The organism is Paraburkholderia sediminicola (genome assembly GCF_046026675.1).
GTDB classification, from domain to species: domain Bacteria; phylum Pseudomonadota; class Gammaproteobacteria; order Burkholderiales; family Burkholderiaceae; genus Paraburkholderia; species Paraburkholderia sediminicola_F.
Genome location: NZ_JAQQEY010000002.1, coordinates 2,141,057 through 2,155,652, shown reverse-complemented (window position 1 = coordinate 2,155,652; position 14,596 = coordinate 2,141,057). Strand labels below are relative to the sequence as shown.

13 protein-coding genes are annotated in these 14,596 nt (G+C 61.6%); 11 read left to right on the top strand and 2 right to left on the bottom strand.

The genetic code is table 11. The features are described from left to right. Position 1: 1 nt before the first annotated feature. Together PQQ86_RS29305 and PQQ86_RS29300 are read left to right on the top strand one after the other, a co-directional pair. Positions 2-784, top strand: a complete 783-nt coding sequence (locus PQQ86_RS29305) for a glycosyltransferase (RefSeq protein WP_408274984.1) — start codon at positions 2-4, stop codon at positions 782-784. After that, positions 781-1,962, top strand: a complete 1,182-nt coding sequence (locus PQQ86_RS29300) for a polysaccharide pyruvyl transferase family protein (protein ID WP_408274982.1) — start codon at positions 781-783, stop codon at positions 1,960-1,962. Before PQQ86_RS29305 ends, PQQ86_RS29300 begins: the two co-directional genes overlap by 4 nt. 69 nt (positions 1,963-2,031) lie before the next feature. On the opposite strand, the gene galU is transcribed toward PQQ86_RS29300, so the two are convergent. After that, a complete protein-coding gene (gene galU, locus PQQ86_RS29295) occupies positions 2,032-2,913 on the bottom strand; it encodes a UTP--glucose-1-phosphate uridylyltransferase GalU (protein WP_408274979.1) in 882 nt (293 codons plus the stop codon). A 396-nt stretch (positions 2,914-3,309) separates the two neighbouring features. Between galU and PQQ86_RS29290 the strand changes: the two genes are divergently transcribed. The 8 genes from PQQ86_RS29290 to PQQ86_RS29255 all read left to right on the top strand — a co-directional run bounded on the left by PQQ86_RS29290 (position 3,310) and on the right by PQQ86_RS29255 (position 10,418). After that, entirely contained in the window at positions 3,310-3,576 is a 267-nt protein-coding gene (locus tag PQQ86_RS29290) for a flagellar transcriptional regulator FlhD (RefSeq protein ID WP_408279391.1), read from the top strand. 299 nt (positions 3,577-3,875) lie between these two features. After that, entirely contained in the window at positions 3,876-4,334 is a 459-nt protein-coding gene (locus PQQ86_RS29285) for a YjjA family protein (protein ID WP_408274977.1), read from the top strand. Between the two features lie 19 nt (positions 4,335-4,353). Further along, on the top strand, positions 4,354-5,571 hold the full coding sequence (gene chrA, locus PQQ86_RS29280; RefSeq protein WP_408274974.1) for a chromate efflux transporter: 1,218 nt from the start codon (positions 4,354-4,356) through the stop codon (positions 5,569-5,571). Between the two features lie 216 nt (positions 5,572-5,787). Beyond that, positions 5,788-5,958: a hypothetical protein gene (locus tag PQQ86_RS29275; RefSeq protein WP_171928376.1), complete on the top strand. Its 171-nt coding sequence runs from the start codon at positions 5,788-5,790 to the stop codon at positions 5,956-5,958. A gap of 106 nt (positions 5,959-6,064) precedes the next feature. Further along, positions 6,065-6,577 (top strand): sigma-70 family RNA polymerase sigma factor, encoded by a 513-nt coding sequence (locus PQQ86_RS29270; RefSeq protein WP_408274971.1) that lies wholly within the window; start codon positions 6,065-6,067, stop codon positions 6,575-6,577. Positions 6,578-6,588: 11 nt separating this feature from the next. After that, entirely contained in the window at positions 6,589-7,047 is a 459-nt protein-coding gene (locus PQQ86_RS29265) for a DUF4880 domain-containing protein (RefSeq protein ID WP_408274968.1), read from the top strand. A 49-nt stretch (positions 7,048-7,096) separates the two neighbouring features. Beyond that, positions 7,097-9,595 carry a TonB-dependent siderophore receptor gene (locus tag PQQ86_RS29260; RefSeq protein ID WP_408274965.1) on the top strand — a complete coding sequence of 833 codons (2,499 nt, stop codon included), beginning with the start codon at positions 7,097-7,099 and terminating at the stop codon, positions 9,593-9,595. Between the two features lie 61 nt (positions 9,596-9,656). Next, positions 9,657-10,418 (top strand): hypothetical protein, encoded by a 762-nt coding sequence (locus PQQ86_RS29255; protein WP_408274962.1) that lies wholly within the window; start codon positions 9,657-9,659, stop codon positions 10,416-10,418. A 350-nt stretch (positions 10,419-10,768) separates the two neighbouring features. Here the strand turns inward: PQQ86_RS29255 and PQQ86_RS29250 are convergent, their stop codons facing one another. Further along, positions 10,769-11,053: a DUF4148 domain-containing protein gene (locus tag PQQ86_RS29250; RefSeq protein WP_408274959.1), complete on the bottom strand. Its 285-nt coding sequence runs from the start codon at positions 11,051-11,053 to the stop codon at positions 10,769-10,771. A 290-nt stretch (positions 11,054-11,343) separates the two neighbouring features. Here PQQ86_RS29250 and PQQ86_RS29245 point away from each other — a divergent pair, with 290 nt between their 5' ends. After that, the gene (locus PQQ86_RS29245) at positions 11,344-14,589 is read left to right on the top strand and encodes an efflux RND transporter permease subunit (RefSeq protein WP_408274956.1); all 3,246 of its coding nucleotides are present in this window, start codon (positions 11,344-11,346) and stop codon (positions 14,587-14,589) included. The last annotated feature ends 7 nt before the right edge of the window (positions 14,590-14,596 follow it).

Here is a 14,596-nt window from a genome sequence, read left to right as displayed (position 1 = left end):
CATGCGACAAAAAATCGTACACGTAACGGAAGCACTGGGCGGCGGCGTGCTGCATTGCGTTGCTCTGCTGGCCAATCGCCAGGCAGCGGCAGGCGACGAGGTTGTCGTGCTGCATTCCGTGCGGCAAGACACGCCGCCGGCCGCGAAGCTGAACGAATTGTTCGATCCGAGAGTGCGGCGCCAGGTCGTGGACATGCGCACCAGTATCGGCGCTCACGATATCGTGAGCGTGTTCCGGCTCCTCATCGAACTGTTTCGGGAGCGTCCGGACATTGTTCATCTTCATTCGTCGAAAGCCGCCGCGTTGGGCCGGATCGCGGCGCGCGTCCTCGGCATCACTGCGCGCACAATCTATTCGCCGCATGGGTTCGCCTTTCTCAAAGAGGACATCTCGCCACTCAAGATCAAGCTGTTTTTGCTGATTGAACGGGCGCTGCATGCAACGGGCGGCCATATCGTTGCCTGTTCGAAGAGTGAATTGCGTTACGCGCGAATGCTGCTGTTGCGCGCGGAACGGACAAGCCTTGTTGAGAACGCGGTGAAACTCGATGAATTCCATTCGGGCGGTCGCGGACCGGCGGGGGAACAGGTGGTCGTCTGCACGTCGGCGCGCGTCACCTGCCAGCGGGTGGGTGCCGCCGCGAGTGCGCACGCCCGCGCCCGGTTCGGTGACTCGCAACTCTTCCGTTCTTACGTGGGGATCTACCGGCGACTGCTGACGCCGGTACAAGGCCACCGCTTACCGGCTGTGACGCACGTACTTTCCCATGAGGTTCCGAAATGAACGCACCCGAAACCGAAACCGCGCCCGTCGTCGTATCAAGCCCTCCTTCCGCTCGATCGCCCCAGGTCGGCAACGCCCAGCCTGCGACTGTCCGCCGCGAGACACGCATCGCATTCTTCGGATTCTACGGGCGGCACAACTTCGGCGACGATCTGTTCGGCTACCTGCTCCAATCGATGTCGGTCAGAACACCGGGGATTCGTCCGCTGATAGTCGGCGCATCGCATGCGTATGAATTGACGCATCCGTTCCACTTGCCGGTTGCGAGAGCATTTTGGGCGCGTCCCGGGGCAATCGGCGCGGTGGTGCGGTCGGTGACCTACGTAGCAGCCATCCTGCGGGCCCGGGCGGCGATCTTCGGCGGAGGGTCGCTATTTGGCGCCAATGCGTCGCTGCCCTTTGCGAGGCTGATCGTCAACGTGGGGCGGCGGTTCAACAGGGCCGTCGCCGCGCTCGGGGTGTCGGTTGGGCCATTCGAATCGGCGGAGCGGCGCCACGCGTTTGGACGTGTTCTCGGCGCGATGCAGCGCATTGCGGTCCGCGACGAAGCGTCGGTCCGAGCGGTCACCGACGCGACGGGGGCGGCGCCTGCCAACCTCAAGGACCTCGCGTTCGCGTTGCCGGCGCTCTATGCACCAAAGCGCAGGCAGGGGGATCGGCGCACCCTGATCGTGTCCATTCATCTGCGACAGTACATGGACGCGGTGCTGGCCATCCTCGCCGCGGTCGACAGCCTGCACCTCGTCGATGAGGTACTGTTCGTCTCGCTGGACGACGAAAGCGTTGCAGTAACAGGAGACATTGCTCGCCTGTTCTCGCCTTCGAACGTCTCCGTGAGCCGCTTTCAATACGGCGATTCGATTACCGAGGTTGTCGATCTGCTTGCTGCCGCCACGTGTATCGTTACCTCGAAGTTGCACGGTGCGATCGTCAGCTTCGTGTACGACGTCCCTGTCATGCTGTTCTGCTATCAACGAAAATGCGCGGAATTCCTGCTGGACAATGCATTGCCGGGACCCCAGGAACCTCAACCGCCAGACGATGTGTGCGTGAGACACGTCACGGAGCTTCTTTCAGGTCGCGGCCGTGAGCAACGATATTCGAGCGCTGGATGGCATCTCGACCAGTTCACGCAGTTCATCACCGCTATCGGCAACGTGCAGACACGCACTGGCTGATGGATGTCGGGAGGTGGCGATGCCGGGGAGCGTAAGGACCTCTCCTCAGTATCGCCACTTCGGCGTCTTTTATATTTGCAGCTCTGCCATGCGGGTGGCGAGATAATCGCTGAAGTCTGCCGAGACTTCAGGATGGCGCAGCGCGAACTCCACCGTCGCCTTCAGGTAGCCAAGCTTGCTGCCGCAGTCGAAGCGCGTGCCTTCGTACCGATAGGCTAAAACCTGCTCATCGCGCAGCAAGGACTGGATCGCATCCGTCAGTTGCAACTCGCCCCCGCTGCCTGGCCGCAATGCACGCAGATGCTCGAAAATCCGGGGCTTGAGCACATAGCGGCCAACCACGCCGTAACGGGAGGGTGCATCTGCAGGTGCGGGCTTCTCGACGATACCTGACAGCTTGAAGATATTCTCCTCCCATTGTTTGCCGTCGATCACGCCATAAGACTTTGACTCGTCCGGCGCAATCTCTTCGACACCCAGTACCGACGTATGGTAATGGTCGAATACATCGATCATCTGCCGCAACACAGGCGGCCTGCCGTCCAGCAGGTCGTCGGCTAGCACGACGGCAAATGGGCTGTCACCGACGAGCTTTTCGGCACATAGCACGGCATGCCCCAGACCCAGCGCTTCGGCCTGACGAACATAGAAACAGTCGACATGGCTCGGCTTGATACTGCGTACGAGCGAAAGCAATTTCTCCTTTCCCCGCGCCTCGAGCTCCGCTTCGATCTCATACGACTTGTCGAAATGGTCCTCGATGGCCCGCTTGCTGCGCCCCGTCACAAAGATCATTTCGGTGATCCCAGCTGCAATTGCTTCTTCAACGGCATATTGAATCAACGGTTTATCGACAATGGGCAACATCTCTTTCGGGCTTGCTTTAGTCGCCGGAAGAAAGCGGGTGCCGAGTCCCGCCACGGGAAAAACGGCTTTCGTTACTTTAAGCATGGGACTTGAATCTCGCGTGTGGAATGATCAGGCGTTAATTCGGAAATGCCGGTGCCCGGCCGTAAAAAGAACCTGCCCGCATGAATCCAGAATCCGGGCAGGTTTAACCGAGGCATGTAGAGTTCGCCGGGCGCGGCAAACCCCGGACAAGTATCGTCTGCCATTAGTCGGATCGGGTGGGGTCTTGTCGGATCACACTGATCAATTGACGGAACGCTACAGTAATGTCATTAACCAGCGTCGGTAATTGCATTCAAAAAATTCGCTCTTAAATCGATCGGTAAAACAGGCACGGTTGATACCGGACATTGGCGGAATGACTCAAGCTTTTGTCACCAACGGGCATGTCTGCGCGAGTAAACTTCGAATAGGCATATCACCGGGAAATGATCGGTGATGAACGTCAACCTTCGTATGCAAGATAGACCATTGACCAAGAAATCAGATAGCCTGCAGGCGATCGCCGCATTCAACCAGTCGTATCTCCTGCTCGCGCAGCGGATGCTTGGAGAAGACAGGGAGCAGGCAAAACGCGCACTCGGATTGTCCGATTCGATGGCGACACGGATCTGTTCGTTGACCGCGGCCGAGATCGAGACCATTGCCGATAGCTCGGACGTGATCTGTCAGTTCCGATTCGACGCAGCGCCTGGCCGGGCGTGAAATCAGACACCTGCCAACTGCAATCAACGCTGCAAGCACGCAGCAGTGAATGCCAACGCAGTCGCACACCAAATATCCGGCGAAACTCACTCCCCCTTACAACTTGCTCGACAAGCCCCCTTGCCTCTATCTGCGCTCGGATATACCGCGTACGCCTATACGATCAACATGACAGTCTATGGAGACTGCCGCAGGTTATCCATCGCGCATGACAACATTTAACATGACGACCCGGTCTGCCGTCCGTCTGAAAGGCACTATAGTAGAGTGGACTTCCAGCCAGCAGAAGGAGTTCGAGTATGAAAGCACGCACCTATCGCATCGCAGCTTCAGGGATGCTGATTGCAGCATTGCTGCCTGTCCCGGCCGCTCAGGCGCAGCTCGGTAACCTGCTCAACCAGGGCTCGGGTGGTGGATCGTCCGGTGGCCTCGGGAGCCTCGGCGGCATGGGCAGTGCCTTGTCAGGCCAGTCATTAACGTCCGGCAGCACCAGCAACGTCGCGGGCGTGCTGGAGTTCTGCATCAAGAACAACTATCTCAGCGGCGGCAGCGCGTCTTCGGTCAAGGACTCGCTGATGAGCAAGCTTCCGGGCGGCTCCAGTTCGGCCTCGTCAGACAGCGGCTACACCAACGGCGCCAAGGGCATCCTGAGCAGCGGCGACGGTAAGCAGCTGGACCTGAGCGGCGGCGGTCTGAAGGAACAGGTCACGAAACAGGTCTGCGACAAGATTCTCGCCCAGGGGAAATCCTTGCTGTGAGCGGGTGTGGAACATGTTGATGCAGAACACGGAATCCGATGCGCCCCTCGAGCTGCCCGCACACAGTTCGCCATGGAGCCTTTTCTGCATTTTCCTGCGGCTCGGCCTGACCTCGTTCGGCGGCCCTGCCGCACATCTTGGCTACTTCCGCGACGAGTTCGTCAAGCGCCGCCGTTGGCTCGACGAACACACGTTTAGCGATCTGGTCGCGCTGTGCCAGTTTCTGCCGGGCCCCGGCAGCAGCCAGGTCGGTATCGCGATCGGCCGTTTTCGTGGCGGCATTGCGGGAGCGCTCGCGGCCTGGCTCGGCTTTACGCTGCCGTCGGTGTTGTTGATGGTCGCGTTTGCCTATGGTTTCACCCATCTGGCAGAGGCGAACGGGCTTCATCTGCTGCGTGGCCTCAAGCTCGCAGCGGTCGCGGTCGTTGCGCAGGCGGTCTGGTCGATGGGACGCACGCTGTGCCCCGACCGTGCCCGCATCACGATCGCGGCGGCGTCGGCCATCGCGGTGATCGTGCTCGGCGCAACTTACGGCCAGATCGCATCGATCGTTGTGGCGGGCATCGCTGGCGCTCTGCTTCTGAAATCGTCGACCGAGGTGCCACGTGCGCCGCTCGGCATGCCCGGCACGAAGACCGGCGCCCTTCTTTGCCTCACCGTCTTTGGGCTGTTGCTGGTCGGCTTACCCGCTGCGGCTGCCTTGCTGCATGCGTATCCACTCGACCTGTTCGCGGCGTTCTACCGGGTGGGCTCGCTAGTGTTCGGCGGCGGCCATGTCGTGTTGCCTTTACTCGAAGCGGTCGTCGTGCCGCGCGGCTGGCTCTCGACCAATTCTTTCATGGCCGGCTACGGCGCAGCCCAGGCGATCCCGGGGCCGCTGTTCACTTTCGCGGCGTTTCTAGGCGCCGCCAGCACCGGTTACCCGGCGGGCATAGCAGGCGCGCTAATCGCCACCGTCGCAATTTTTCTGCCGTCGTTTCTGCTGGTCGGGGCCGCGTTGCCGCTGTGGGGCGAACTGCGGGCATTCGCGTCGATGCGCCGGGCGATGGCCGGCATCAACGCTGCGGTGGTCGGGATTCTTCTCGCCGCGCTCTACGATCCCGTATGGACCAGCGCCGTGCACAGTGGGCGCGATTTCGCCCTGGTCATCGTGGCGCTCGCTTTGCTCGGCTGGTGGCGCCTGCCTTCGTGGGCCGTGGTGCTGCTCACGGCGCTGCTCGCGTGGTGGGTCGTCTGAATCCCGGTCCGCCATCGTTACCAGCGTGAAACGGCGGATGCATCGACCCCAGGCGCGAAATCTGCTGCTCGATAGACCCGTTGATCGCATATGCCGGATTCGCCCTGCTGCAGGCCGCTTCGGGCACGCGACTTCAACGGCCCAATCGGGGTGACCGGTAACGCTTTCCATAGCAGGCAAGCTGGTCCCGTCCGTCGAAAGGAAAGGAGAAAAACGATGACCCTGCTCATTTATCTCGTAGGTTGGATCATTCTGATAGGCGGTGTGGCGTGGGGATTGATGGCGCTGCATGTCGCACAACATACGATCGCGATCGTGGCGGTCATCATGCTCGGCCTCGCGGTGATCACGGGCGCCACGCGGGCCCGTAACCGCGACCGGTCATAGCGCTGGGCACGTTCTCATTCCCGCCTTACATTTTGTCATGCTATGATGCGAATCGTTCTCATTTACAAGGGCGCCGCATCCACCGATCCGGCGCGTCCGGTAGGCCATGGCGGCAAACGAATCGGCCCTGCATCACGAGATGCAGGCGCTCTATAGCAATCATCACGGCTGGCTCCACGCGTGGCTGCGTAAGAAGCTCGGCTGCGCGCATCGCGCGGCCGACCTTGCGCACGATACGTTCGTGCGTCTGCTCGCCCGCGATGAACCTCTTGCCCTGGAAGAACCGCGTGCGTTCCTGACGACGGTCGCGCAACGCGTGATAGCCAACTACTGGCGTCGCGAGCAGATCGAGCGCGCTTATCTGGAAGCATTGGCGCTCGCCTCCGAAAGTTTTGCGCCCTCACCGGAAGACCGCGCGCTGCTTCTCGAAGCACTGTGTGAAATCGACAGTCTGCTGGAGCGGCTGCCGGTCGCTGTCAAGCGTGCGTTCCTGCTTGCCCAGCTCGACGGCTTGAGCCATGCCGAGATCGCCGCACAACTAAAGCTGTCCGTCTCGACCGTAAAGCGCCATCTGGTGCGCGCCGGCGCGCAGTGTTTCTTTGCACTCAGCGCGGCCTGACGGATCGACGGATGAACGCGAGCGCGCGACCCGATATTCCGCAGCACATCGCCCTGCGCGCCGTGGAGTGGTGGATGGAACTGCAATCCGGCGACAACACGCGCGCGCAGCAACTCGCGCTGGCGCGCTGGTGCGCGGAGCATCCCGATCATGAGCGTGCGTGGCAACACATCTGCAGCGTCGGCAGCCGCTTCCGGGGCCTCGCTGAAACAGGCTCGGGCAACGCAGGCGCAGGTGGCGCGGCGGCCGCACGCGCTGCGCTGACCGGTCCCGGCTCGGCGAAGCGCCGCGCGAGTGTCAAAGTCCTCGCGACTCTGCTGTTCGCCGGCGGAGCGACATGGATCGCCGGTGAACACGTGCCGTGGCGCGCATGGAGCGCGGATGCGCGCACCGCACTCGGTGAACGCCGCACCATGACGCTTGCGTCGAAATTTTTCGTCTGTCGTGAGCTGTTTTCGAATCTCGCGTGACAAGGGAGATGAGAGCAACACATCGTCTACCTTCCTGCGAGCTTTGAACATGGGACAGCATCGAAAGAACGGCGTCGGCAACGGCAGCCGTAGCAGCCGTGGCGCTTTGTGCGCGCGGCGGCCGGCACACTTCGCGCGGCATATTGCAACGGCCGCGCTGATCTCGGCGGGACTGCCGTTCAATGTCGCGCTGGCCGCCGATGCGCCAACCGCTTCGGCGTCGCCGCGTAAGAGCTACGACATCCCGGCTGGCCCGCTCGAAGCGGCGCTCAATCGCTTCGGGCGCGAGAGCGGACTGCTGCTGTCGTTTCCGGCGGCGCTGACCGATGGCCGCACGAGTGAAGGCCTGCGTGGCGATTACGGCATAGGGGAAGGCTTTGATCAAATCCTGCGCGGCACGGGGCTCGGCGCGGTGCAACAGTCCAATGGCAGCTATACGCTCGTGCAGCGCGCTGAGCCGTCGGCGGACACCAGCAACGGGCGCGGCACCACCCTCCCCGCCGTGACCGTCAGTTCGTCGACGGTGAAAGCCGGCAGCTACCGGCCACCTGTCGACGCAGTGGTGACGCGTTCGGATACACCGGTGCTCGACACGGCCCAGGCCGTCAACATCGTGCCGGCCCAGGTATTGCATGACCAACGTCCGCGCAATCTGGACGATGCGCTCGCGAACGTGAGCGGCATCGTGCAAGGCAATACGCTGGCCGGCACGCAGGACACCTTGCTCAAGCGCGGCTTTGGCGGCAATCGCGACGGTTCGATCATGCACAACGGTATGCCGCTCGTACAGGGGCGCGCGTTGAATGCGGCCGCTGACAGTGTCGAAGTACTCAAAGGTCCGACTTCGCTGCTGTACGGAATCATGGACCCGGGCGGCGTCGTCAACGTGGTGAGCAAGCAACCCTTGCTCAAACCGTATCACGCGATCTCCGTGCTCGGCTCGACCTACGGACACGGCCGCAATGGAGCCGGCGCGACGTTCGATACGACCGGGCCGATCGGCAACTCCGGCCTCGCCTACCGGCTGGTCGTCGATCAGACAGACGAGCAATACTGGCGCAACTTCGGTGAACATCGCGAGACGCTCGTGGCGCCGTCGCTCGCATGGTACGGACGCGATACGCAGGTGTTGGTGTCGTACGAATACCGAAAGTTTCTCTATCCATTCGACCGCGGCACAGCGCTCGACCCAAAGACAAACAAGCCGCTCGCCATCTCGAGCCGCGAACGTCTCGACGAACCTTTCAACGAAATGGACGGCGAATCGAACCTCGCGCAGATCAGCGTCGACCATCAGATCAACGCCAACTGGAAGGCGCACTTCGGCTACAGCTACAACCGCGAGACCTACGACGCGGGCCAGTTGCGCGTGCAGGGCATCAACAGCACGACCGGCGCCGTGTCGCGTAGCAACGACGCGACGCACGGCGCGCTCAGCACGGACAGCTACGCGATCGCCTATGTGGACGGCCATTTCGACATTGCCGGTTTGCGCAACGATCTGCAGGTCGGTGTCGACGACGAATACCGCCGCATTTATCGCAAGGACTTGCTGCGCCAGGCCACGAAATATCCGTTCAACTATTTCAATCCGGTCTACGGTCTGGAGAGTCCGTCGACCACGGTGTCGGCGAGCGACAGTGATCAGACCGACACGCTGCACGACCGCTCGCTCTTCTTCCAGGACAGCTTGCATCTCACGGACAAGTGGATTCTGATCGGCGGCGCGCGTTTTCTGAGCTACAACCAGATCGCGGGAAAGGGCCGGCCGTTTGTCGTCAACACTGACATCAACGGCACCAAATGGCTGCCGCGAGCGGGCGTGGTTTACAAGTGGACCGAGACGGTGTCGCTGTACGGAAGCTACTCGCAGTCGCTCAAACCGACATCGACGATTGCGCCGCTGTCTTCGGGCGTGGTGATCGATTCGTCGGTGCTGCCTGAGGAAGCCACCTCATGGGAGCTCGGCGCCAAAGTAGCGATGCCCAACGGCCTGAGCGGCACGCTGGCGTTGTTCAATATCGACAAGAAGAACGTGTTGGTTCAGCAGTACAACGACACCACCAGGCAGACCGACTGGCGCACAGCCGGCAAAGCGCGTTCGCGCGGCGTGGAACTCGACGTGGCTGGCCAGATCGGTCAGCACTGGAGCGTGATCGCGAGCTACGCGTACATCGACGCGAAGACTACCGAGGACCCGCTTTACGCCGGCAAGCGACTGTGGAATGCGCCGCAGAACACGGCATCGCTTGCGGCGGTGTACGACTTCGGCACAATCTTCGGCGGCGACCAGTTGCGCGTCGGCGCCGGCGCGCATTACGTCGGCACGCGCCCGGGCGATTCGGCGAACAGCTTCACGTTGCCCGCCTACACCGTCGCCGATGCCTTCGCCACGTATGAGACGAAACTGGGCAATCGCCATCTGTCGTTCCAGCTCAACGTAAAGAATCTGTTCAACAAGACTTACTACCCGTCGAGCGTGAACAAGTACTTCGTATCGGTTGGCGACGCGCGTCAGGTCTCTTTGCTGTCGACGCTGGAGTTCTAGGCCGTGCCGACATCGCACGCGATACACGCATTCACCTGGTCAACACGAGACTGGAATCACCATGAAACTTCAGAATCGCCGCGCTGAACACAGCTCAGCGCCCATACGTAAACGCCGGACATTTCTCGCCGCAGCAGCGGGCCTTGGCGCCCTGCTGGCTGTCGCGACACCTGCTGCGCGCGCGGCAACGAGCGGGCCACGCACGGGCAAGAAAGTCGTGATGGTCGTGCAACTCAACGGGCCGAGCATGGCTGTCGACCAGAAGATCGCGACACACCTTGAAGCGCGTGGCTATAGCGTGCGCATGCTGGACCAGGTGCAACCGCCGGAGGCAGTTGGCGACGCGGATCTCGTTGTTATTTCATCGACGGTCTCATCGAAACAGGTAGTGGGTGGCTGGCGCTATCTGGCCACGCCGTTGTTGACATGGGAGAACGATTTACTCGACGACTTCGCGATGACGGGCAAGCGTCACGACGTCGATTTCGGCGAAGCGGAGAAGGAGCGTTACCTGTGGCTGGTCAACGCACCCCATCCGATCGCAGCTGGTTTACCGGCGGGCGTGACGAACGCATATGTCAAACAGGCTGCGATGAGCTGGGGCAAACCGGGCTTGGGCGCGACGACGATTGCGACGTTGTATGGGCAGCCGGAGAAGGCGGCGATCTTTGCATACGAGAAAGGCGCGACGATGGACTACGAGTCGCTGGCCCCGGCCCGTCGCGTGATGTTCTTTCTGAACAACGACACCTTCGGCAACTTGTCGCCGGCGGGAACTAGCCTGTTCGACGCAGCGGTGGATTGGGCGATAGGCTTAAGTTGAAGGACACAAGCCACCGCGGCGGATAAAAGCGAGCGCAAAACCGCAGGATCGGTTTTATGAACTGCTCTTCGGCGCGCGCAGCGCCGCCGGAAGTATGACGCCCTTGTCACTGGCGTATGCAGGGGCACGAACCCGGATTCCAGATGCACCACTACCCGCAGCAGACCACGGGCCCCGCTTAGCAGTAGCGGTTTGAGCTGCTTTCTTTTGCCTACTTTTCTTTGCAGCCGGCAAAGAAAAGTAGGTGCCGCCCCGCACAGGGGCAACGCTAATAGACCACCAACAATTCAAGAAAAGGCACCAAAGCCAGATCAAGGAAAGGCCAACACCCCAGGAGTCCAGACGCAGCATCAATTAGAGGCCGCCTGAGCCTGATCGCCAGAAGCGCCAGCAGTCTTCACAGCACCAGCCCCATCCGCATGCTGAATAGCATAAATCTCCCGATTCCGAGCAATCTCCCTGGCCGTAGGCGGATAGTCATTATTAGACGTAGGCACGACCCCTTCAGCCTGAGCCTGCTGCAACTGAGCGATGACTTCAGCGCGGGTCAACCCCGACGAATTGGACTGAGCAAAAGCATTCGCCCCAAACGGCAAACTAAGCGCAGCAACAGCAATAGCGGTAAGCAATTTCATGATGTCTCTCCGATGAAGTGCAAGAAATGAGTGGCTTGAACCACGCTTCCCATTCTTGTCATTTCAGCTGTCGGAGCACTGACCCGGAGATTACCGTTTTGTTATCTACGCATCGGGCCCAAACGAAAACCCAAAAAACCAAACCTCAGATAACAGAACGGTAATCTACCGGACCACACCCGGTAAGTGCCCCACCCCCACACTCCAGATTAACGAAGAAGCCCGCGCCCCGCGCCACCAGTCGCATCAAAACCCGCGCGCCTCCCTCTGCCTCTTTTCAGGAAACCGTCATGTGGATCGTCAAGCTCGCGCTGCGCCGCCCATATACATTCGTGGTCCTCGCGGTGTTGATCTTTATCGTCGGCCCGCTCGCGATACTGCGCACACCGACCGATATCTTTCCGAACATCGACATCCCGGTGGTCAGCATCGTCTGGACGTATAACGGCTTTTCCGCGCAGGACATGGCCAACCGGATCACGTCGAACTACGAGCGCGCACTGACCTCCGATGTCGACGATATCGAGCATATCGAGTCGCAATCGCTGAATGGCGTCTCGGTGGTGAAGATCTTTTTCCACCCGGGCGCGGACATCAATCGTGCGATTGCCGAGGCGGCCTCCAATTCCGCATCGATTCTGCGCGTGCTGCCCCCCGGCACGCTGCCGCCGAACATCATCACGTACAACGCGTCGACGGTGCCGATTCTGCAACTCGGACTCTCCAGCGACACGCTGTCCGAACAGCAGCTCTACGACCTCGGCAACAGCCAGATCCGCACGCAACTGGCGACGGTGCAAGGCGCGTCGGTGCCGCTGCCGTTCGGCGGCAAAGTGCGGCAAATCATGGTCGATATCGATCCGCGAGCGCTGCAGGCCAAAGGTCTCGCCCCGCTCGACGTGGTCAACGCAGTCAACGCGCAGAACCTGATTCTGCCGGGCGGCACCGCCAAGATCGGCACGAAGGAATACAACGTGCAGATGAACGGCAGCACCGACACGGTGGCCGCGCTGAACGACCTGCCGATCAAGACGGTAGCCGGCGGCGTGGTGTATGTGCGCGACGTGGCCCATGTACGCGATGGTTATGCGCCGCAAACCAACATCGTGCGCAGCGACGGCAAACGCGCTGCGCTCCTCACCATCGAAAAATCCGGCAGCACGTCCACCTTGACCATCATCCAGCAGGTCAAGGCGATGCTGCCGCATATCGCGGCGGGTTTGCCGAGTGCGCTGCATATCACCGCGCTGTCCGATCAATCGGTGTTCGTGAAGTCGGCGGTAGTGGGTGTGGCGCGCGAGGCCGTGATCGCCGCGGCCCTGACCGCGTTGATGATCCTGCTGTTTCTCGGCAGCTGGCGCGCCACGCTGATCATCGCGGTGTCGATTCCGCTCGCGGTGCTGACCTCACTGATCGCGCTGTCCGCGCTCGGCCAGACCATCAACATCATGACGCTTGGCGGGCTCGCTCTCGCGGTGGGTATTCTCGTCGACGACGCCACCGTCGCCATCGAAAACATCACGCACCATCTGGAGAACGGCGAGCCGCTGCACGACGCGATTCTGAACGGCTCGGGCGAAATCGCCGTGCCGACTTTTGTCTCGACACTGTCCATCTGCATCGTGTTCGTGCCGATGTTTCTACTGTCCGGCGTGGCACGCTATCTGTTCGTGCCGCTCGCCGAGGCGGTGGTGTTCGCGATGATCGCGTCGTATTTCTTCTCGCGTACGCTGGTGCCGACCCTCGCGATGTATCTGATGCGTGCGCGCAGTAACGCGCCAGTCACGGGCAACGGCCCGATTGCACGCTTGGTCCGCTTTCAGGCTGCCTTCGAACATCGCTTCGAGATGTTGCGCGAACGCTATCGCGGCGTGCTCGCGTCGGCTATCGCTAGCCCGCGCCGTTTCATTGCGATCTTTCTGCTGCTGTGTATCGGCTCGCTCGCCCTGGTGCCATTTTCCGGCCGCGATTTCTTCCCCGCTGTCGATACCGGTGAGATCCGCCTGCATCTGCGTGCGCCGACCGGCACGCGTATCGAAGACACCGCGCGTATCACCGATGAAGTCGAAGCCCGTGTGCGCAGTGTGATCCCGAAGCAGGAACTCGCGGCCATGCTAGACAACATCGGCGTGCCGGTGAGCGGCATCAACCTGACTTACGACTCCTCCGACCCGATTGGCCCCGAAGACGCTGATGTGATGATCACGCTCGCAGCCGGACACAAGCCCACCGCCGCCTATGTGGCGACGCTGCGAACCACGCTCTCGAAAGATTTCCCCGGTGTCACGTTTGCCTTCCTGCCCGCTGATATCGTCAGCCAGATTCTCAACTTCGGCCTGCCCGCGCCGATCGATATCCAGATCGTCGGCAACAAGCTCGACGCCAATCGCGTCGTGGCGAACCGCTTGCTCGCTCAACTGCGCGGTGTGCGCGGTCTCGTCGATGCGCGCATCCAGCAACCGGGCGACGAACCCGCGATCAACGTGAATGTCGACCGTACGCGGGCGATTCAGGCCGGCCTGCTGCAACGGGACGTATCGCAGAACCTGCTGATCGCGCTCTCAGGCAGCTCCCAGACCACGCCGAATTTCTGGCTCGATCCGCGCAACGGTGTCAGCTATCCGCTGATGGCGATGATGCCGCAGTACGACATCAACTCGCTACAGGCGCTGGCCAATATTCCGGTCGCGCAGAGCGGAGGCGCAGGTGCGGGCGCGGCGACAGCGTCCGCTGCGGCCAACGGCAACGGCCCCGCTGCGCAGAACCTGCTTGGCGCGATGAGCACGCTGACACGTGCCACCCAGCAAGCCGTCGTCTCGCACTACAACGTGCAGCCGGTGCTCGATATTTTCGCGTCGGCCCAAGGGCGCGACCTCGGCGGCGTGGCGACCGACGTGAACCGGCTCGTCGATCAGATCCGGCCGCAATTGCCGCCGGGTGCGTCGATTGTGGTTCGCGGCCAGGTGCAGGCGATGCACGACTCGTTCAGCGGCCTCGCAAGCGGCCTCGTGTTCGCGATCGCCCTCGTCTATCTGCTGATGGTCGTCAATTTTCAGTCGTGGATCGATCCGTTCATCACCATCAGTGGTTTGCCGGGCTCGCTTGCGGGCATCGCGTGGATGTTGTTCAGCACAGGCACGACCGTGAGCGTGCCGGCGCTGACCGGCACCATTCTGTGTATCGGCATTGCCACGGCCAACAGCATTCTCGTGATCAACACCGCGCGTGAATTCCACCACGGCGGCAAACCGCCGCTACAGGCCGCGCTCGAGGCGGGCTTCAGCCGCTTCCGTCCGGTGCTGATGACCGCGCTCGCCATGCTGATCGGCATGCTGCCGATGGCCCTCGGACTCGGCGACGGCGGCGAACAGAACGCGCCGCTTGGCCGCGCGGTGATCGGCGGCCTTGCGCTTGGAACGGTGTCCACGCTGCTGTTTGTTCCGGTCGTCTACGGGATGGTGCATGCGTGGCTGGACAAACGCCGCGCGGCTCGCAACGCCGCAGAAGAATCCCGCGTTCCTGCCCGCACACTTTGACTCCGAC